The organism is Exiguobacterium sp. s95, assembly GCF_018618655.1.
GTDB classification, from domain to species: Bacteria; Bacillota; Bacilli; order Exiguobacteriales; family Exiguobacteriaceae; genus Exiguobacterium_A; species Exiguobacterium_A oxidotolerans.
This window is the reverse complement of sequence record NZ_JACSMM010000001.1, coordinates 203,902-222,930: the sequence shown is the minus strand read 5'-3', so window position 1 is coordinate 222,930 and position 19,029 is coordinate 203,902. Positions and strand designations below refer to the sequence as shown.

Annotated in this window: 26 protein-coding genes and 5 pseudogenes; 12 read left to right on the top strand and 19 right to left on the bottom strand. The window is 43.8% G+C overall.

Features of this window, described 5'->3' with window-relative positions; all coding sequences use genetic code 11:
• Positions 1–91 precede the first annotated feature (91 nt).
• The gene (sstT, locus tag KNP99_RS01200; protein ID WP_214804821.1) at positions 92–1,363 is read right to left on the bottom strand and encodes a serine/threonine transporter SstT; all 1,272 of its coding nucleotides are present in this window, start codon (positions 1,361–1,363) and stop codon (positions 92–94) included.
• A 363-nt stretch (positions 1,364–1,726) separates the two neighbouring features.
• On the opposite strand from sstT, the gene KNP99_RS01195 reads away from it, so the two are divergent.
• Entirely contained in the window at positions 1,727–1,948 is a 222-nt protein-coding gene (locus KNP99_RS01195) for a hypothetical protein (RefSeq protein ID WP_214807965.1), read from the top strand.
• Positions 1,949–1,997: 49 nt separating this feature from the next.
• Here the strand turns inward: KNP99_RS01195 and KNP99_RS01190 are convergent, their stop codons facing one another.
• The 5 genes from KNP99_RS01190 to KNP99_RS01170 all read right to left on the bottom strand — a co-directional run bounded on the left by KNP99_RS01190 (position 1,998) and on the right by KNP99_RS01170 (position 5,187).
• Positions 1,998–2,357 (bottom strand): cupin, encoded by a 360-nt coding sequence (locus tag KNP99_RS01190; RefSeq protein ID WP_214845530.1) that lies wholly within the window; start codon positions 2,355–2,357, stop codon positions 1,998–2,000.
• 87 nt (positions 2,358–2,444) lie between these two features.
• Positions 2,445–3,416 carry a LacI family DNA-binding transcriptional regulator gene (locus tag KNP99_RS01185; protein WP_214845529.1) on the bottom strand — a complete coding sequence of 324 codons (972 nt, stop codon included), beginning with the start codon at positions 3,414–3,416 and terminating at the stop codon, positions 2,445–2,447.
• Entirely contained in the window at positions 3,400–4,293 is an 894-nt protein-coding gene (locus tag KNP99_RS01180) for a Cof-type HAD-IIB family hydrolase (RefSeq protein ID WP_214845526.1), read from the bottom strand. Before KNP99_RS01180 ends, KNP99_RS01185 begins: the two co-directional genes overlap by 17 nt.
• Before the next feature lie 92 nt (positions 4,294–4,385).
• Positions 4,386–4,682: a barstar family protein gene (locus tag KNP99_RS01175; protein ID WP_215193005.1), complete on the bottom strand. Its 297-nt coding sequence runs from the start codon at positions 4,680–4,682 to the stop codon at positions 4,386–4,388.
• A gap of 28 nt (positions 4,683–4,710) precedes the next feature.
• Entirely contained in the window at positions 4,711–5,187 is a 477-nt protein-coding gene (locus KNP99_RS01170; protein WP_215193004.1) for a hypothetical protein, read from the bottom strand.
• Between the two features lie 60 nt (positions 5,188–5,247).
• Between KNP99_RS01170 and KNP99_RS01165 the strand changes: the two genes are divergently transcribed.
• Positions 5,248–5,826 (top strand): histidine phosphatase family protein, encoded by a 579-nt coding sequence (locus KNP99_RS01165; RefSeq protein WP_214845520.1) that lies wholly within the window; start codon positions 5,248–5,250, stop codon positions 5,824–5,826.
• On the opposite strand, the pseudogene KNP99_RS01160 reads toward KNP99_RS01165, so the two are convergent.
• A pseudogene (locus KNP99_RS01160) lies at positions 5,817–6,256 on the bottom strand (NUDIX hydrolase). The gene KNP99_RS01165 and the pseudogene KNP99_RS01160 overlap by 10 nt on opposite strands.
• Before the next feature lie 202 nt (positions 6,257–6,458).
• Between KNP99_RS01160 and KNP99_RS01155 the strand changes: the two are divergent.
• Together KNP99_RS01155 and KNP99_RS01150 are read left to right on the top strand one after the other, a co-directional pair.
• Positions 6,459–6,806: a hypothetical protein gene (locus KNP99_RS01155; protein ID WP_214845518.1), complete on the top strand. Its 348-nt coding sequence runs from the start codon at positions 6,459–6,461 to the stop codon at positions 6,804–6,806.
• Positions 6,807–7,411: pseudogene (locus KNP99_RS01150) on the top strand (GNAT family N-acetyltransferase).
• Positions 7,412–7,474: 63 nt separating this feature from the next.
• Here the strand turns inward: KNP99_RS01150 and KNP99_RS01145 are convergent.
• Positions 7,475–7,696 carry a DUF2188 domain-containing protein gene (locus KNP99_RS01145; protein ID WP_214845516.1) on the bottom strand — a complete coding sequence of 74 codons (222 nt, stop codon included), beginning with the start codon at positions 7,694–7,696 and terminating at the stop codon, positions 7,475–7,477.
• 278 nt (positions 7,697–7,974) lie between these two features.
• On the opposite strand from KNP99_RS01145, the pseudogene KNP99_RS15550 reads away from it, so the two are divergent.
• Positions 7,975–8,154: pseudogene (locus KNP99_RS15550) on the top strand (DUF3885 domain-containing protein); the annotation flags it as partial.
• Positions 8,155–8,203: 49 nt separating this feature from the next.
• Here KNP99_RS15550 and KNP99_RS01140 read toward each other — a convergent pair.
• The 7 genes and pseudogenes from KNP99_RS01140 to KNP99_RS15470 form a co-directional block, all read right to left on the bottom strand.
• Positions 8,204–8,394 (bottom strand): annotated as a pseudogene (locus KNP99_RS01140) (helix-turn-helix domain-containing protein); the annotation flags it as partial.
• Positions 8,395–8,466: 72 nt separating this feature from the next.
• Positions 8,467–8,991 carry a DUF421 domain-containing protein gene (locus KNP99_RS01135; protein WP_215193003.1) on the bottom strand — a complete coding sequence of 175 codons (525 nt, stop codon included), beginning with the start codon at positions 8,989–8,991 and terminating at the stop codon, positions 8,467–8,469.
• Positions 8,992–9,118: 127 nt separating this feature from the next.
• Positions 9,119–9,684 (bottom strand): annotated as a pseudogene (locus KNP99_RS01130) (helix-turn-helix domain-containing protein); the annotation flags it as partial.
• A 558-nt stretch (positions 9,685–10,242) separates the two neighbouring features.
• Positions 10,243–10,470: a DUF2188 domain-containing protein gene (locus KNP99_RS01125; RefSeq protein WP_088836900.1), complete on the bottom strand. Its 228-nt coding sequence runs from the start codon at positions 10,468–10,470 to the stop codon at positions 10,243–10,245.
• A 67-nt stretch (positions 10,471–10,537) separates the two neighbouring features.
• The gene (locus KNP99_RS01120; protein WP_214769539.1) at positions 10,538–11,395 is read right to left on the bottom strand and encodes an SDR family oxidoreductase; all 858 of its coding nucleotides are present in this window, start codon (positions 11,393–11,395) and stop codon (positions 10,538–10,540) included.
• Between the two features lie 219 nt (positions 11,396–11,614).
• A complete protein-coding gene (locus KNP99_RS15255) occupies positions 11,615–11,941 on the bottom strand; it encodes an SMI1/KNR4 family protein (RefSeq protein ID WP_353049622.1) in 327 nt (108 codons plus the stop codon).
• Positions 11,833–12,057: a hypothetical protein gene (locus KNP99_RS15470; protein WP_353048666.1), complete on the bottom strand. Its 225-nt coding sequence runs from the start codon at positions 12,055–12,057 to the stop codon at positions 11,833–11,835. Before KNP99_RS15470 ends, KNP99_RS15255 begins: the two co-directional genes overlap by 109 nt.
• A gap of 170 nt (positions 12,058–12,227) precedes the next feature.
• Here KNP99_RS15470 and KNP99_RS01110 point away from each other — a divergent pair, with 170 nt between their 5' ends.
• Positions 12,228–13,133, top strand: a complete 906-nt coding sequence (locus tag KNP99_RS01110) for a DMT family transporter (protein ID WP_214801328.1) — start codon at positions 12,228–12,230, stop codon at positions 13,131–13,133.
• Between the two features lie 12 nt (positions 13,134–13,145).
• Positions 13,146–13,610: a hypothetical protein gene (locus tag KNP99_RS01105; protein WP_214801326.1), complete on the top strand. Its 465-nt coding sequence runs from the start codon at positions 13,146–13,148 to the stop codon at positions 13,608–13,610.
• A gap of 82 nt (positions 13,611–13,692) precedes the next feature.
• Here the strand turns inward: KNP99_RS01105 and KNP99_RS01100 are convergent, their stop codons facing one another.
• The 3 genes from KNP99_RS01100 to KNP99_RS01090 all read right to left on the bottom strand — a co-directional run bounded on the left by KNP99_RS01100 (position 13,693) and on the right by KNP99_RS01090 (position 14,854).
• Complete coding sequence (locus tag KNP99_RS01100) at positions 13,693–14,169, bottom strand: glutathione peroxidase (RefSeq protein ID WP_214801322.1); 477 nt, start codon at positions 14,167–14,169, stop codon at positions 13,693–13,695.
• A gap of 74 nt (positions 14,170–14,243) precedes the next feature.
• Positions 14,244–14,462: a hypothetical protein gene (locus tag KNP99_RS01095; protein WP_088836894.1), complete on the bottom strand. Its 219-nt coding sequence runs from the start codon at positions 14,460–14,462 to the stop codon at positions 14,244–14,246.
• Positions 14,463–14,554: 92 nt separating this feature from the next.
• Complete coding sequence (locus tag KNP99_RS01090) at positions 14,555–14,854, bottom strand: hypothetical protein (RefSeq protein ID WP_214801320.1); 300 nt, start codon at positions 14,852–14,854, stop codon at positions 14,555–14,557.
• Positions 14,855–15,097: 243 nt separating this feature from the next.
• Between KNP99_RS01090 and KNP99_RS01085 the strand changes: the two genes are divergently transcribed.
• The gene (locus KNP99_RS01085) at positions 15,098–16,069 is read left to right on the top strand and encodes a DUF2268 domain-containing putative Zn-dependent protease (protein WP_215193002.1); all 972 of its coding nucleotides are present in this window, start codon (positions 15,098–15,100) and stop codon (positions 16,067–16,069) included.
• A 108-nt stretch (positions 16,070–16,177) separates the two neighbouring features.
• On the opposite strand, the gene KNP99_RS01080 is transcribed toward KNP99_RS01085, so the two are convergent.
• Complete coding sequence (locus KNP99_RS01080; protein WP_088836892.1) at positions 16,178–16,795, bottom strand: hypothetical protein; 618 nt, start codon at positions 16,793–16,795, stop codon at positions 16,178–16,180.
• Positions 16,796–16,968: 173 nt separating this feature from the next.
• On the opposite strand from KNP99_RS01080, the gene KNP99_RS01075 reads away from it, so the two are divergent.
• The 4 genes from KNP99_RS01075 to KNP99_RS01060 all read left to right on the top strand — a co-directional run bounded on the left by KNP99_RS01075 (position 16,969) and on the right by KNP99_RS01060 (position 18,763).
• Complete coding sequence (locus KNP99_RS01075; RefSeq protein ID WP_088836891.1) at positions 16,969–17,298, top strand: hypothetical protein; 330 nt, start codon at positions 16,969–16,971, stop codon at positions 17,296–17,298.
• A gap of 464 nt (positions 17,299–17,762) precedes the next feature.
• Positions 17,763–17,987, top strand: a complete 225-nt coding sequence (gene relB, locus KNP99_RS01070) for a type II toxin-antitoxin system RelB family antitoxin (protein WP_029333494.1) — start codon at positions 17,763–17,765, stop codon at positions 17,985–17,987.
• Positions 17,984–18,253 (top strand): type II toxin-antitoxin system RelE family toxin, encoded by a 270-nt coding sequence (locus KNP99_RS01065; RefSeq protein WP_214801311.1) that lies wholly within the window; start codon positions 17,984–17,986, stop codon positions 18,251–18,253. The genes relB and KNP99_RS01065 overlap by 4 nt, the downstream gene beginning before the upstream one ends.
• 270 nt (positions 18,254–18,523) lie before the next feature.
• Positions 18,524–18,763, top strand: a complete 240-nt coding sequence (locus KNP99_RS01060) for a hypothetical protein (RefSeq protein WP_214801308.1) — start codon at positions 18,524–18,526, stop codon at positions 18,761–18,763.
• The last annotated feature ends 266 nt before the right edge of the window (positions 18,764–19,029 follow it).

The window sequence follows — 19,029 nt, the reverse complement described above, 5'->3', positions numbered from 1 at the left end:
AAATCCATCAAGACAAAAAAGGTTAAAACACATCCCATTCGGGTGGTTTTAACCTTTTTTTGTAGCATCACCGATACTATTTACAATCGAGTCAGCTATTGACGACTTTTTCAGTTGTTTCTGCAGCCATGACCGATCGGTTGATTGACAGTTGTTCCCCTTCTTTTAAACGTTTTTTGAATTCAGCTGTCGCCGTAAACAGAACGTCTGTCGAAGAGTTAAGACCTGTCTCAAACGAATCTTGCAAGACTCCGATAATGAAACCGACCGCTACAACCTGCATCGCTATATCATTTGAAATACCGAATAGACTACATGCGAGCGGAATCAGGAGGAGTGATCCGCCTGCGACACCGGAAGCCCCGCACGCACAGACCGCAGCCAGGACGCTTAAGATGATTGCTGTCGGAAGATCGACTTGGATGCCTAACGTATTTACCGCTGCGAGCGTTAAGACGGAAATCGTAATTGCCGCGCCGCCCATGTTAATTGTCGCACCGAGCGGGATGGAAATCCCGTATGTTTCTTTATCAAGACCAAGCTTCTTACAGAGTTCCATGTTGACCGGAATGTTTGCTGCCGAGCTCCGTGTGAAGAAAGCCGTAATGCCGCTCTCACGAAGACACTTGAAGACAAGCGGATAAGGATTTTGACGAACATTGATGAATACAATCAGCGGATTGATGATCAGTGCAACAGCGAGCATCGAACCAATCAAGACGAGTAATAAATTGAGGTAACTAAGCAAAGAGCTGAGACCATTTTCCGTGATCGCTCCGATGACAAGCCCCATGATACCGAGCGGAGCGAGCTTGATGATCCATCCGACCACTTTAGCGATTGCGTCCGAGAAATTCGAGATGAACGTCTTCGTCGTATCCGAAGCATTTTTAAGCGCTAACCCTAAGACGATGGCCCATGCTAGAATACCGATGTAGTTCGCATTGATTAACGCGTTGACTGGATTGTCGACCACATTCAAGACGAGCGTCCGGAGAACTTCGACGGCATTCCCTGGAGCAGTCAGTTCTTCTGTATTTTGAGTCAGAGTAATATCTACCGGGAACAGGAAGCTAAACACGACTGCCACGATTGCTGCTAAGAACGTACCGAGAAGATACAAGAAGACGATTGACTTCATGTTCGTCTGCTGTCCTTTTTTATGCTGGGCAATCGACGCCATGACGAGGAAGAAGACCAGGACCGGTGCAACTCCCTTCAACGCGGAAACAAACAGTGTCCCAAAAATCGTTAAGGATTTTGCGGCTTCAGGAATCGATACAGCTAAAATAATACCAAGAATCAAGCCGATTGCAATTTGTTTCACTAAACTGATTTGGTTCCACATCTTCAACACTTTCATACTTTCCCCTCCAGGCTTAAAGCAAATAAATTATTTAGAATTTGAAAAACGACGATTTTCTCTTTTATCCAAAAAATCAGATAATCTATTCGTTCATTTTTCTAAAAATTCTCTCAGTTTGTTGTCCTCTATTTTTACACAAAACCTAAGAAATAAAAACTAGTTTTTTGCAAGAGAAACGATTCATTTAATCTGCTGCTTTAATCGAATACGGATGCAATCGGTTGCATAAATACAAAAGGAAGACCCTCTCGTTACGAGACATCCTCCCTTGGCTTTTCTTTTTTTTCGTTAAATTTTGCACTTAATATTAAAATTCGTCATATACTAAAAGAAGAAATGAAAGACGAAAGGAAGATTTGTATGTGGAAACCACTTTTATTTTTTTCTGTTTGGCTCAGTATTACCGTCCCACTTCTGTTAATCGCCGTCTTTACAATCTTCCAATCGCTTCTTACTTTTGATCAGAGCGGCATCATCATGCTCGGTATCCTCTTTGTCGTCACGGTCGGAAATGTGTACCTCGGCACCCGGGTTTGGCTGTGGATTGAAGATAAACTGTACAAACGAAAGCATTTTATGTAAAGTAACTGAACTAGGATGGTTTTAAAAGTTTTTCATATTTAGTTAACACTTATATTTTCTTCAAAGATGTTAATGATGAAGTGGTCAGCTCTTCGCTTTCTATAACGATTGCAGTCAACCCCGTATCTGTTTTGGTTTCATGCCATTCATCTTTATCCCAGAATACGGCTTCCCCACTATGAACTTTGATATATTCATCCGTCTCACCTTTGACCCAGCCTTCTCCGTTTACAACTACAAGAAGCTGAGAAACAACAGCCTGATGATAACCGATTAATCCATCCTCATCTAAATGCACACATCCGATATGTGCTACTTTGTCTGTCTGTGTAATACGTGACATCACAAAATCAGAGTCGAACTTTGTAATTTTCTTACCCACTTCTTTTTTAAATTGATAGATTTCCATATAATCCTCTCCTGACCAACCGCTTTTGAATATGACCGCTTTGAGAAGATAAACCGCTACGTTTACAAGCTTTACAACTTTCAAGTATCATGTCGTTTCACGCACAATCAGCTCGAGTGGAATCGGCTGACAGATGGGAGGCTCTTTTCCCGCAGCCAATCGATCGAGCAGTTGGACCGCTTCTTTTCCGAGTCGTTCAATCGGTTGGGCAACGGTGGTCATCCCCATTGCCTCCGCAATCGCCTGATTGTCAAAGCCGGTCACAGCAAGCATATCCGGAATTTTAATACCTTCTTGTTTCGCCTGATGAATGATGCCGGCAGCGACATAATCGTTTCCGACAATCATCGCAGTTGGTCGGTCTGTGAGCGTCAACAACTGATTCATGACCTTTTGTCCATCGGCAAAGGAATAGTTCTCCTCAAAATACCAATCCGGCGAAACGAGTAGTCCGTGTTCCTGAACGAACGCTTCGAAAGCATGACGGCGAATCAAACCAACTCCGCTCGCCGGATTTCCGAGACACAGTCCGAGAGAAGAATGCCCCCGTTCCACTAGATGAGATAACACTGCTAAGACTCCGCTTTGATGATCAACAGCGACCTGCGCGAGACTTTCTTCCCGCTGTTCGCAGATTACGACCGGACCATCGCGTCGAACACGCTCAAGTGCTTCCGGCGGACTGACTGACGATCCGATGATCAGCCCGTCGATTTGTTTATGCCGCAGTTGTGTAAACGACTGCTGTTCCTGTTCCCTGTCATTAAACGTTTGATGAATCAGCATCGAAATGTTCTGTTCGGCACAGGCAATACCGATGCCCTCGATCAGTTGACTGAAAAACGGATGGTTGATTTGCGGAACCATCACACCGATGACATTTGTTTTGCCACGCGACAAATGAACCGCATTTTGATTCGGCCGATAATCCAGTTGCTTCATTGCCCGTAAGACGGCCTCCCGTTTCTCAGCAATGACATACGGCTGATTGTTCAACACACGGGAGACCGTCGAGCGGGAAACGCCGGCTTCCTTTGCGATTTCAGTAATATTTGCCATCCTGTACTCCTTTATGTCCGACTTGAATCGAACGGAACGTTTCTAACGCCATGGCAACTCCATCGTCATCATGATGTCCTGTCTTGTAAGTCGCCAGTCGTTTAACGGTGTCTTCCGCATTCCCCATTGCAATACTTGTCCCGGCCACCCGAAACATCGGCAAGTCATTGTGATGATCGCCGATCGCTACGGTTGCTGTCAGTAGAATTCCCATCCGTTCAGCAAATTGTTGCAACGCCATTCCTTTATCACTTCCGCTCGCAGTCACCTCAAGGTTAAATGGGCCAGAGCTTGTAACGGTGCAGTTTCGTGACGACAAGTCATTTTGAATCTGTTTAAGTACGACTGCTTTCGGACTGACAATCATGAATTTCATGACTTGCGTGAAATTGACATCAGAGAAATCCGTTACTTCCCGGACGCCATACTGCGTCAATTGAGGGTGCACGGATTTAAGAAATTTGTCAGCTTGAAACGACGGATTGGTTCCTTGTTCTTCTTTGATTTTTTTCATCAACTGATCCGTCGCGTCATACGTCATCAGAATTTCATCTTCCAAGTAAATTTGAAGATATACGTTCTGCTTCAGCAAGCAGTTCAAGATGGCTTCACTCTCATCAGAGGGAACATAAGTATTTTTCCGTATCGTTGTTTCTTCATATTCTGCCCGGAGTTCTGCTCCGTTTGAACCGATGATTGGACAATTGAGTTCATGGAACCGTAACAGGTGCGCTGCGTCAAACGCGGCACGTCCTGTCGCAATCACGACGATGTCTCCATTCTTCTGGCATTGCTTGACCGCTGAGACATTTCGTTCTGAAATTATATGAGTTGAGTGTAACAACGTGCCGTCTAAATCAATGGCAAATAAGCGCATGGTGTTCCTCCTTGCGGGATAATGTACTGTTCGTCTTCAGTATAGATTCTGAAACGCATCCCAGAGCAACCCCCTATTACGGGCAAGCGACCTCAATCCGTATTTTCCAAGAAAGTCGAAACACATGGATGAAGTTCCATTTCCTGATGATAGTTATCCAGACACGCTAATAATTGTTCCGCTTGTTTCGGCAGCTTTCGTTGGAGCGCTGAAAAGCCGATCCATATGATTTCGTCTGGTAAACCGGGGTCTTCCGGATCGGTGATGAGATCCCAAAATGCATCCCAGTTCTCGCCGTAATGTCCAGGGAAGACCAACTTCTGTTTTAAGAGCCGGTGCAGCTCAACTGCTGATTGAACCGCGGTGACGTCTATTTCAACGGTCTTCATGATTTCTCCCCTTCCGGCAACTTTCGCTTTACTTGGTATAGGTCAAAAATAAGGTCTCTTTTTTACGATCATTCCACCTGACGCTGATGCGAAAGATATCAGTCGTCGTGGCGACACGATAACTTTCTGTCGTTTCGGTTGTTGAACCGCCCGGGAAGGTGCCGACCGTCTCATTGAAATGGCTTACTCGATTCGGTGAGCCATTTATACTCGAAAGAAGACTGTCCACTTCCCATAGAATAGGTTGTTCCTTCTTATATAACCGTTTCATATCTTTACCGATGTACTGAAGAGCGTAGCGTTCACTTGTATAATAGGAAAACAGACCGTTCTTTGCCTGCTTTACTTCGATCACACTTTCCCATGAGGCACTTTTCGCTTGATAGACAAAACGGGTTGGTTTCTCCATCGTCCATCGTTCATAATAATCAACAAGGTATACACTACTTATCAAAACAACAAAGCCAAGACCTATGAATTTTGTCCGTTGTGTCAGCTGTTTCATTTACGTTTCACATCCAAGACCTGACCTTACTTATTCAAAGAAAAGAGGCATCTTCTACTCATGACTACTATTTATTTCGTACGCCACGCCGAGTCTCCAAAAACCGATTTGAGTGAGCGAACACGTGGGTTGACCGATGCGGGACAGATAGCCGCAGAACGCGTCGCGCGTTTTTTAACGACCGAAAAGATTGATCTTTTTTACTCAAGTCCATACGAACGTTCCTTGTTGACGATTGAAGGAGCAGCCCGTTCACTCGGACAAGCTATCCGGATCGACGAAAACTTGCGGGAATGTGTTTTCTCCGGACAAAACCAGACGATGCCGCAAACGGATGTTTACCCGCTCGTCCGACAGATGTTTGCCGATCACACTTTTTCGCATGACGGCTCGGAAACGTTTCGTTCCTGTCAGCACCGCGGCGTTCAAGCGTTGACCGCCATCTTGCAAAATCATCCTGGGAAACGAATTGTCATTGGCACGCACGGAATGATTATGACGGCGATGCTTCACCATTTTGATGCGATGTACGATTTTTATTTTTTGCAACAGACGACAAAACCGGATATCTATCGAATTACCTTTACCGGAACAAAACTCGTAACCGTGTCACGTATCACATTGCCGCTTTATAATTGATGCGTTGCAATAAACTCGAGCAAAATCAGGTGTTCCGGCGGATTGATTTTGTCTGGTAATTCGTCCAAACGGAAGAATCGTAAATCTACGACTTCTTTATCGTCCTGAACCAATCTTCCCTGATGGTCGCGGCAGATATAGGCCGAGATAACGTTATAGACTTCATCCCCGTGCGGATATTTATAGTAAAAGTCGTTACCTGAGAAGACATTGAATAACTCAAGCCGGTTTCTTCAAACAGTTCGCGGACAGCTGCCTGTTCCAGCGTTTCGCCCGGCTCGAGTGCTCCGCCGGCGAATCCCCAACAGTGATTATCGCGGCGCAACTGTAACAAGACTTTATTTTGATTATTCAGGACGATGACACAGGCGCCCGTTACGACGAGCGGACGCGTGCCGATCAAATTTCGAAGTTCAATGATATGGTTCATTCTTTTATTCCTGCTTTCCGTTTTATATCGTACATAACCTATGTAGAGACTTTGCTTTAAATACCACGAAGCTTCTGAATGAATGCGATCTTCCCCCTTCCATTTTACCATCATCTGGTTTTAAAATAATCTAAATGTTAAAATGATGGAAATACATTTTGAACGCCGATATCACCATTTTTTAGAACAAGAGTCGAAGGACATGATCGACCATGATACACAAATCAAAGTTCTCCTGTACGGCAATCCGTATCAGTTTGCCTGCCTTACACTGAATGTCTCTGACATGCGGAATCATTCCTACGCGGACGTGTTTACGGTCACAGAAGCCGACGTCTTCGCTTATACCGAAAAATACGGGTTGCCCGCATCACCGGCCATCGACCGGTTGACGGACGGATTTTATTACTATGAGGAGCAAGGGACCTGGTGTACCTTTTTTCGTGAACGCGGGATCACGTTTGATACGCAACAGTTTTCGGGTACTCAAACGGAAAAAACCTACATCGTCTCGATGCTGTTGAAGCTGACGATGACCGGCTTGTATTAAATGTTTAAAGAAGGAATCACTTTGACGACACTTGCATTTCCTGTACTGACGACAACCAGGCTGACATTACGTGAAGTCACACCGTTTGACGCTCCAAGTCTGCTGAAGTATCTCGCTGACGAACGCGTCGTCACACAAATGGGACTCAATCCGTTCCAAACGGAAGCCGATGCGTTGGACGAAATCAACTGGTATCACTCCATCCGAACAGAACAGAACAGACCGGTCTCCGCTGGGGCATCACCGAACATGCGACTTCTGATATCATCGGCAGTTGCGGCTTCCTGAACCGTTCTTCCCGGCACCAGCGGGCGGAACTCGGGTTTGAACTGAGTCCTGATTACTGGGGCAAATGACTGGCACAAGAAGCCGTTCGGGCTGTACTCGCACACGGTTTTAATGATTGGGACCTAAACCGGATCGAAGCGCTTGTTCTGCCGAACAACACAGCCTCTCAACGGTTACTAGAACGGCTTGGTTTCCAGCGGGAAGGACTGTTGCGTCAATACGAGAAGACACGCGGACAGTTCGACGATTTGTATATGTATTCCTTGTCGAAGGCAGAATGGCAGAACGGCTCAATCCATAATAAAAATACCCCATAAAAGTTGGATTTTTATGTCCAACTTTTATGGGGTATTTCATATACTAGCGACGTGTTTTTGCGTTTACCCGCGCGGCGGGAACGGATCATTGCCATATGAATCTTTATCGCGGATCTGACCTTCCTTATTATGAATGATCAGCTCGACCTGTTGCTTTTTCGCAATTTCCCGCCCGGCTGCGATGGCTTCTTTTTGTGTCGGAAATCGCTTCGTTGCTCTCGATGCTTCTTCCGCGATGACCTGATAGCCACCATCCGAATGGGGTGTAACATGCTGATTCGCCATGCGTTCACTTCCTTTTGAGTGGATTGTTTTAGTTTGATTCTATACTTGATACCCTTAACCGGAAATCTTCATTCATTCGGAGATGTTCTTAAACATAATGGGAAAGTACACAACAACTGCCAAGGAAGGAACACTTTATGAAACTAAAAGATTATTTCCACACTCACCTCGACAATCCAGATGTTTTGGAAGAATCTTTTGCGGAGCGTCCGCTGACACTTAGTCTCGACTTGTAAAAGGAACTGTATCAGATTCAACCGGATTCCGATGAACTGAATATGGCGTACTTTGAGAAGGTCTATCAAAAATCCCTCGCCTTGTTTGAAGATCTGTTTCAGAAAGACGACCGTCTGTACCTCATTGTACGTGTCAGAAAAGAACTCCATTCTCCTCCGGCGAAAAGTACGGAGATCTTTAAGCGCTATCTCAAAAATAACAAGAATCGATACGCGCTTGAGTTCAAAAAAAAGGCTGTCCGCGATGAGGAAGACGTCATTCACCAATACGCCTGCTCAACATCGGAAGTTCTTTCAAATAAGAACCGTAAGACAGGCGTTTTCCTGTCGTTTTGTATGTCTCATCCCACTTCGATAAGAAGTGATTGAAGACGAAGCGTGAACAACCAATGGTCTTCGCGTCAGGATTTCCTGTTCTTTTGTCGGGTATATTCTGAATGTGTAGGCCTTGTGTGTCAACATGATGTTCACCTCCTTGCAATGGATATACCCGAAAGAGAGGGCGGCGATTCACCTCCCACTTTCACTCGGGCTTCACCCGGACCGTTTAGAAGTGGGCGTTTTTCCGCCTAATTTTAATAAAGTATCCTCTAGTTCTCCTTTAATAATTGATAGGCTACCGTCTGTTTCAAGAACAACAGCTTTCACCTCCTCTAATCCTCCGATTCCTTTATTACGCACAGCCTGCAAGATCTCATTTTTGCTTATTCTTTCTTTTTTCATAGCCCTTTCAAGAAATTTGCCTCTTAAATATAGCAACTGTGGTTCTGACTTAATGAGTTTATTGAATTTTTCAAAACGAACAGCTATGAATGTCATCATGAATTGCATTAAAATTAATAGAGTAAGTGCAGTCAATCCTTCTAATAAACTGACATCCTTACTAAGTAAAATAGTAGCTAAAGTAGAACCAAGTGCGACTGTTATCACTAAATCGAAAGCGTTCAATTTAGTTAATGTCCGCTTCCCAGAAATTCGTAAAAAAATTATTAGACTGATATAAGCTAAAAAACCTACAGTGGTAATGCGTATAAAACTCTCTATTGTTATTGAAAACATATAGTCATCCCCTATCCTTTCAAAATTTCATACTACTGGTCCTTCAGTTCAATCTGTCGTGGAAAGGCTCAAATTGAACTACCTCTACCTACGCTTCGCTTAGAGGTTAAGGTCTTGCCGTACCATTCCGCTTTGTATTCGAGCATGCGGAAAGTTTTCCTTTCTTATCCAAGGCCAACCGTTGACGAAGAAAGCTTGCGTTGCTCACGCGCCAGCTTTTTCTCAAGCTAACGAAAAAAAAAACGGTCATTCTTGTACACCGTGCCGTTCGACAGGATGGCGAAGGTCTTGAGTCCGACATCGACGCCGACGGATGAGCCCGTCTTCGGGAAGTTGAGACTTGCCCTGAATGTTCGTCCTATACGATTGAACAGGGTTGCACTTTGACTTGAAGCGTGGCCGTTCGTTCAGCTTCTTGAAGAAGCGGTCAAAAGCACCGTCAAGATGTTTGACGTTCGTTTGAATAGACGTGCTATCAACTTCTTTCAACCAGTCGAACGCCTGCTTCAACATCGGAATTTCTTCCGAACAAGAACCGTAAGACAGTCCTTTTCCTGTCATTTTGTATGTCTCATCCCACTTCAATAAGAAGTAATTGAAGATGAAGCGCGAACAACCAATGGTCTTCGCTATCAGGATTTCCTGTTCTTTTGTCGGGTATATTCTGAAGTTGTAGGCCTTGTGTGTCAACATGATGTTCCTCTCCTTGCAACGTATATACCCGAAAGAGTGGTTAGCGATTCATCTCCCACTTTTCACTCGGGCTTCACGCGGATCGTTTAAAAGTGGGCGTATTCTCGCCTAATTTTGAAAAACTGTCAGATAGACGTCACCGTGCTCTTCGAATAAAAATTTTTTGGTCAGCTTTCTCTTAACGGAAGAGGCGTTATCTGATAATCCTAATTACATTGCTTATGCTAAGCCTGACGACAAGACGACAATTGTGTTCTCTGATAATAATGGTAAAGAACTTGGTCAAAATACGATCATATTTGGTACAGACCCTGTCGATTTTGAAATCAACGTCAAAGGACTTCGGGTGACGGCTGAAGGACTAGATACAGTGTCGACAGTCATTTCACCCGTGTTAACAAAGTAATTTCCTTTCATACACCATGAACTCTCATCTTTGAAGTATTTCTTAAATTTAAGTGGCGCACTCAAAGGAGATCACACACGAAAAATACTGCACAATAAAGCACGTCCAGTTTGTATGGACGTGCTTTATTGTGCAGTTCTACCAAACTTCGGTCATCCACGTGGCGGAAAAGGATCATTTCCGTAAGAATCCCGATCGCGGATTTGACCTTCTTTGTTATGAATTATTAACTCTACCTGTTGCTTCTTCGCAATTTCACGACCTGCGGCAATAGCTTCTTTTTGCGTCGAAAAACGTTTTGTGGCTTTGGAAGCCCCTGCCGCTTTGACTTGATATCCACCATCCGGATGTGGTGTGACATGCTGATTTTGTTTCGTCATGAGTTCACTTCCTATCGTTAAAAATTCTCTTGCAAAAAAATGCTTTTATAGAAAGTACCCTTTAAGTTTAATTTTTATTTTCTTGTCTGAAACTTTTAAAATAATCGTTCCAATATTGATGAGATCTACCTGCCGCTTCAAAGTAGTGACTCGTGTTGTTTGACTTACCTTCTCTGATTCCTTGATAAATTCCAGCCACAACTGTTCCAATAAATTCACCTAACTCGGCAATTCGTTCTTCTTTAAATTTTTCCACACTGATTGACGTGTAAGTTAAATCGACATCAAAAGCATTGCTCAAATAATTTGCAAGTTCGTATTGAGTAATGGCTTCGCCATGAAGATTGTATATTTTAGAATCATGCTTATCTTCTATCATCATTTTTGCATACGCATAAGCCAGTTCAGTTCTTGTCGTATAGCCGCATCTGTTGTCGCCTGCACAATTTCGAATGCCACCTTCTTTAATATAGGAGTCGATGTATTCAACATCGGGTTCAATATATATTCCATTGCGCCCAATAACCCACTCTAACCCGCTTTCGATTACATCTTGTTCAGTCTGTCGATTACTCTTAACAATTGGTGAAAATGCAGTCCCCTCCTCTGCTCCTTGTATACTAGTGTAGACAATTTTCTTGACACCGCTATTTTTAGCAGCTCGAATGACATTGCGGTGTTGAATTACCCTCTTATCAGGTGCATCCATACCGGATACAAGTAACAACACATCAATCCCTTGAAGTGACTTCTCTAATGCTTCCAGATCGTCGTAATCGCCAGGACGTACTTCAATCCCAATATCCATTGCTTTTTCAGGCGTTCGCGCTAGTCCGATCACATCGCTTTTAGGTAATAGCGAGACCGCTTCTTTAATTATTGCTTTTCCCAACTTACCATTCGCAGCCGATATTGCTATTTTCATTTTTTCTCCTCCTTCGCGTTTTTTAACTGTTTCTTAAAATACAGACTAAACGTAGTAAAAATCCCAAAATGAATCGAGTCTCAAATAAGAAACAGAATATCTTTTCACTACTAAACCTATCCGGATGATAGTGAGTATTTCCCTTATACGCCGTGCTTCAATCTGTTTACTTGTTAAATGACTATTTTAAAAAATCACTACTTTTTCGCAAATCATTTCCTACTCCCAGCCCGGTAAAGGGCGTGGCAATTGTTCTGCAAAGGCCCGGTAGCCGTCATACCGCATGATTTGGGTTTGCGGATGTTCGACTCGTTTCGCGATCTGTTCACCGATGATCCAGTAATGACCATAGTCTTCATCAATCAGACCATCTCCCTTGGGCTCAATTGTCTTTTCGATCACTTCCTCGAGCGGATACAAGACCAGCCCCTCGTCGCCTAACATGAACAGTTTTGCTCCGTCATGCAGTTCGAAAAAAGTCTGATATTCACTTGGTAACGGTTGCTCGAACTCGGCTTGGAACGCTTGAAGTGTTTCCGGTCTGATCGGTTTTGGCAGATGGAACGTGCTTGACCGATTGAATTGTAACTGCGCTGGATGAACGTCGATCCGTGATCAATTTTTTGTTTCAATCCATCCAGTACTGCTGCGATTTGCTTCATGATCTCCACCCTTTATGTATCTCTATCTGAAACTTGCTGATACGTCTTCCTCGATTCTACCATTTTACCAATAATTTGGGTGATTCGTCTTTCCTGTTTCTATGGTATTCTTTTTCTAATCATAACGGTGCCTATGTCACATCAGTCACCGATTTATTTGGAGGTGAACTATGCAGAAACAGTCTTCGATGCTACTGATTTTACTCGCAGCGATGTTTTGGGGCACGACCGGCACGTCACAAGCCTTTGCGCCGGAAGCGACTCATCCGATTGCGATCGGTGCAGTCCGTTTAGCAGTCGGCGGATTCTTTTTACTGTGCCTCGTCTTACTGACGGGAAAGTTGACCTTAAAAGATTGGCCCCTGCTCACGGTTTTTCTAGCCGCCCTCAGCATGGCCGCCTATCAGCCGTTGTTCTTTTCCGCTGTTCTCATGACCGGTGTCGCCGTCGGAACGGTCGTCGCAATCGGCAGTGCGCCGATTTTTTCCGGAGTCATTGAATGGTTGGTCCTAAAAAACCGTCCCGGTACGATTTGGTGGCTGTCGACATTACTGTCGATTGCCGGTTGTTTGCTGCTCGTCATAAATCAAGCGGCAGTATCGGTCAACCCGCTCGGCATTTTGCTCGCTCTCGGTGCCGGACTCTCCTTCGCCGCCTACACGTTCGTCAGCCGGGATCTGGTGAAAACCCATCCGCCGCTGTCGGTCGTCGCCGTCGTCTTTACGCTCAGCGCCGTCCTGTTGTCGCCGCTCCTGTTCCTGTTCGACCTGTCATGGGTCTTCAGTCTGCGCGGTGCCGGTATCAGTCTGCATCTCGGAGTTTTTGCGACCGGTCTTGCCTATCTCTTGTTCGCAAAAGGGCTCGCGCATGTCTCGTCTTCGACTGCCGTCACGCTGTCGCTTGGTGAACCGTTGACCGCTGCCCTGCTTGGAGTTTTTGTCCTCGGGGAAACACTCAGTCTGTTGTCGTGGATCGGCATTTTACTTTTATTTTGCGGCATCGGATTACTCATCTGGTCGTCACGACGGGTGCGACAGCCGGATATCCTCGAACTCGCCAAGGAGAAGCACTCTTAAGGAGGAATAGTCATGCACATCACATTTGAGAAACTGTTGTACCGGGAAGACTATCAGATCGCACTCGATCAATTGGTCACGGACGAGAATAACGGCCATCAAATCGCCCTCTATTTTCGCGGCCATACAGATCAAACTATGGTGATCATCGGTGATTATTCCTGCAATTATTTCAAACTATCGTTTGAAGCGGACAGTATCCTGCTTCGTGCACCGGATTTATATGAACTGGATGAAGGGCTCGAGTACAGCTCGATTCCACTTGTCCTGTTTAAGGAATCGGCACTTCTGACCTTTGCGACGGCCTGGATGGGATTGAAGCGGGACCCGTCGCGAGACTGGACCCACTACGCCATCCGGGCATTTGAGGATGACATTCATATCCTATCCCCGCGTCCACCCGCTTTTACGGACCTCGGTCACAAGATGAGCGACTATATCGTGAAACAGTCGTTAAATCCACAGGCGGATCGTTGATACAAAAAAGCCCTACCTCGCCAAAGGTAGGGTGATGCGATACGCCTGTCCGACGGCTTGCGCCGGACGGGACATAGTTTCATTATACATAGCGCGCCAGTGTTTTTTCAATCGTCTGGATTGAATCGACCGGGGCAAACCGCTTGACGACCCGCCCTTGACGGTCGACGAGAAACTTCGTGAAGTTCCATTTGATGGTTGACGAAAGCAGTCCTCCCTGTTGCTGTTTCAAGTACGTATACAACCGGTGTTCTGCTGGCCCGTTGACGTCAATCTTCTGAAACATCGGAAACGTCACACCGTAATTCCGCTGACAAAACCGCATCGTTTCTTGCGGATCAGCAAATTCCTGACGGTTGAACTGATCACACGGGAAACCAAGCACCTGAACGCCTTGCTCGGCATACGTGTCGTACAACCGTTGCAAGTCTCCGAGCTGACCGGCGAGCCCGCATTTGCTGGCTGTGTTGACGATAAGAAGTACCTCTCCCGCATAATCTTGTAATGAAACGGTCTGTCCGGTTGCATCCTGTACTTCAATCTCATAGAGTGATGGCATCCCGTCGCGCCCCCTTTTCCGTCAGTATACGCCGTTAGAAAAACTCCGTCTTTTTTGAACACGCGGCGACCTGCTTACCAGACAGATTCTTCCCGGTCACTCAGCTTAATGACGAACGGCATGATCAGTAAAAAAAACAGGCTGACGTATCCGAGCGACAGATAATGCTGCGTATCTTTTGAAAGATACTGCTTTTCGCCACAGTTCGGGCATGCCTTGCCATGCTTCGCAAAGCCGACAGCCAGTACGTCTTTCGTCTTCCACTTGTAATCACAATTTGTACAGCGTACCATCTCATCATCCCCTTTGAATTCTTTTACCTGTTTGTTCCAGTAAAGGTTTCACGATTCGGACGATTTTTGTTGAGTATACCAACGAAAGACGCTCATTTCTTAGTCTTTAGGCTTTTCTCCACTTCCTGAAAGTCTTTTATCCAATCCCGAAAATCATCGTCCACATGAAAATACTCAGTCGGGCTATTTTGCAAATCCATCCCATAGACCGTCGTCAGACAATGAAAAACAGCCAACTCCTCCTTTGTCAACACACGATTTTCTTTTTCTTCCATCCATTCCATCGCCGTCATCACTTCATACGCCCAATCCGACACTTCTTCCCGTGTCAGCTGGTTTTCTAAAACCATTTCCAACTTTGTGATGGTTTCACTGATTTGAACATTCTCCATTACACCAACTCCTATTGGGTATTCTTTCTTGATTGTATCGTGCATTTGTTATTCTTCGCTTCTTTTTTGTAAAAAAACGGAATATGCGAAACCTTATACGGTAGTCAACGTAAAAAAATATAACAATGTATCACTATAACAAAAGGATTACCGCAGAAGCGTTTAACCCTATGTTTACGATGGTCATACAAATTAAAAAGATGGTGTATTTTTACATAAAATTAAAAAATGGAGGTCATCCCCTTGAAAAAAGTAATCGTTCCTTTGCTTTGTGTCCCGTTCCTTCTGTTATCGGCATGTTCAGATGAAAAAGAAAAAGCAGTGACTCATGAAGAGTCTGCAGCTTTCAAACCAGAAACTATAAAAATCGGCAAGGACAGCGAACTGACGATCGTACCGCTGTACGCGCCGTATCAAACATATTTGAAGGCATCGCTTAAGAAAGACGACTCAGCGATGGACGTAAAAAATTATGCAGAATATGTCCTCGGCTACATTGACAAGATCGGGGAACAGGAGAACTTCAATACAAACAGCCTAAAGAGCTTTTTCTTGTTGCAATCAACAATCAATGAGCAGGATCTGCTCGATCGTACGAATGAATTGGCGAAACGGAATGACGAAATCAAAGAAATCATTACGAACAGCTACCTCGCTTCCCATAAGGTTCTCCCTAAAAAAAACAGCACGATTTTCATCGCACCGTCCAATCCGGAATTTTGGTCGATGATTGATCCGTTAGGAGGAGTCGGTGGAGCCGCTTTTAAAGATTCCATCCTCTTTAATCTAAATCCCGACTTCAATCAGGACGTGCTTGCCTATACGGTCGCACACGAATACCATCACCTGGTCCTGAATGACACACCCGAGTTAAGTTCAATCGATACGTCCCTCGACTCTGTCATCTTCGAAGGGAAAGCCGATGCCTTTGCCGATCGCATCATTAAAGATGTCAAGCCGCCCTGGGATAAACCAATCGATGAGGCAGCGAAGAAACATGTAGCGCGTCTGATTGGGAACGGCGAAGCCGATTATCAGGAGATTACAATGGGAAACACTGAAAAAGACATCCCTTTATGGAGCCGCTATTCTTTAGGCCGCGATATCTTGACGCATCACCTGAAAGCAAACCCTGATCTCGCCGTCAAAGCATGGACGTATGAAGAGAATGATGACATCTTAAAAGGCTACAAGTATCAGGATCTTCTCAAATGATGAATAAGCAAAATAGTAGTGAAAAGAGCAAAGATTCAATTGAGTCAGGTTCGGTGAATACAAAAAAAATATCGTTGCAGGATGCTTTCTTAATCGTCAAGTCCGTCCTTACATTACGTTTGATAATGGCCGAATTGTCTTTTCGATGATGTCGAGAGAAGCCGGAATCTGAATCCATCTTTCCATCTCCGGGTCAAAATAAAGTCCCTGTTCTCGCATGGTTTCTTTGCTGTTCATTTCATCATATTCTAAAATTTGATCCAGATTTTCATCGGACTCCTCAAAGTCATCGAACGGTCCCGACCCATAATAAAAGAGTAAGCCTTCTTTTGTATATCCCTCTAATTCTTGAACCGTTTCTTCCATTAATTCGAGTGGACGTATGCGGGCTTTCGCGTAATCGATGATTGTCGGATAAACGTCAAATGGTATGTCGTGTTCTAAAAATCGTTTCGAATACCATTGCCAAATCCATTTCCACTTACAGATGAAATACACGATGTATTCGACTTGTGATGTTTCTTCCCGCTCATGCATTTCGTAAGACAACGTGATGGTGTCTTGTTCCAGCTCGAATTCAATAATAAATTCACCATTCCGATCTTCCTCTTTCAGAAGTTCATCGATTCGTAAATCGTTTAGTTCAAGATAGTCCAACAATGGAACTGGTCGTTTCGCTTCTTCGCGAAACAACACCCTTATATTTTTAATTACTTCGATTGTCATTTGGAACCTCCAGAATGAGTCAAGCAAAGAAACCTTGCTTGATTCATTAGTTTTTTATCAAAACTAGCCACAAATCTGCCTACTTCTAAACATTAAGGACGAAATCCTCATGAAAGTCATTACCGCGATACCTACCTATAAACAACACATACAAAAGGAAGGAGTAGAAAAATATGTTTTATGATGAATACGAACTGCTTGAGTTATTCGAATCCGAACCGGAAGAACTTTATCAAGAAGGTGCCGGTTTTTATATGTATAAAAAGGTCGACAAACTCGGATTTCAGCTATTACTGTATATCTCACAATATGAACATAAATGTGACGTCAGCTTAAGTAATGATGAATACAGGTGGACGATCTTCGATTTTGAACTATATTTTATAGAATCAATCAGAAATGAAAGTGAGTGTTTAAAAATCAAAGGCGATTCAGGAAAAACGGAAGTTGATATACAGTTTAAGCCACATTTCAGTTTAACTCATATTAGATTATCTGATTAAAAATATGATTGATTTTTTAAGATACTACTTGCGTAGGAGAACAGTTTAAAATGCGTAAATACTTATTGATTGGTTCTGTAATGATCATCTTTGCGTTTTTTGTTCAATTCGAACCCTTATGTAATGAGCCGCCAGATCCCCGTGTCGAGATAAAGGGACAAAGTATTTTAACGGTCCAAGGTACATTTTGCTGGAGTTGCATGTTTAGAGGTCAATGCGTCGACAAAATCTACGCAGACGGTCTGCACATGACTGAAAAAAGTAACCCGGTTACGTTAAAAAATAAGCAACTCGTAATACCAAAAAAGAGTGGAACGTACGCATATGAACTTCAAGCAGGATGGTCGGAGAATGGTGATGGTCAGTATGCTCTCTTAATCAAAATAGATTGAAGTGAGAACGAACTCGCATCTATACTAACATCTAAATATGTATTACAATGTATTACAAAGGAGATGATAAGTATGAGTACGATTTCTGTTCGACTCGATGATGAAGATACGCGACTGATCAAAGAATATGCGAAAGCAAAAAACATCACGATTTCTACACTTGTTCGCGATGCCGTTCTCGATCGTATTGAAGATGAGATTGATTTACAACTCTATCATGATTCCATGGCAGCACACCGCAAAAAATCAGAAGCAATCTCGTTTGATGATATGATAAAGGCACTTGATTTAGAATGACAGCATATATAGTCGAGTTTGAGCTCGGAGCTCAAAAGTCCCTTAAAAAGATGGATCCTCAACAATCGCGGATCATCATGTCCTGGATCAAGAAGAACCTGGTCGGGACGGATGATCCGCGTCGTCATGGAAAGGGTCTGGTCTCGAATCGTTCGGGTGAATGGCGGTATCGCATCGGTGATTATCGTCTGATTGCTGACATCCAAGAGGACAAAGTCGTGATCTTGATTCTTGAGATTGGCCATCGTCGGGATATCTATAAATAAGGAAGCTAAGACCCACGGATAAGTAAACATCTTCGTTTCTCTTTTTAACGACTGTTTTTGCAAACGTCGCTTAACCATTATTCATACGTATGATGAAAAGGAACAAAGTGCCTTCACCTCTAACAAAGAAGGGATTTGGCTCTTTTGATGACTTTAAGTTCGTGGTTTTAAATAGTTACAGGTAAAAACATTTAAGACTCCCCTTCCCGAGTTGGAAATTTTATGTAAAAAATGTATAATCATATAACAAATCAAACAGGATGTGATTGGATGCAAAAAACATTACTCTACCTTTCGATACTGAACAGTCTTTACCTCGTAATTAATTTATTTACGTATTCCGACAGTCTCCTTAACGCCCCGCTCGGCTTAACAACACTGTTTGCTGTCGTTTTGATGTTTTTCAATGACAGAGCAAAGAAAACGGGACGATCGTCCTTTACCAAAACAACGGATGTCCTCAGTTTCATCAACATCCTGATTGGATTTTCGCTGATTGTCTTTATTTAAGAAAGGAAAATACCGATGACGATTTTTCTACATAGCCGAATCTTATTTAACGGCACATAACGTAACGAAAGAGGAGTGGGAACCTGTTTATGTGTACACTCTTCTTTTTATCAATCAAGCTGATTTTCATTATTAAAGTAGGACTACTCGAAAGTTCAGTTCTTCAAATTCTTCTTTAGGACGTAGACAGCAAGAGCAATCAGACCACATCCGATACCTAGCACTAAGGCTATAAAACTTGATAAATGTAGCAAATTCAACCTCAC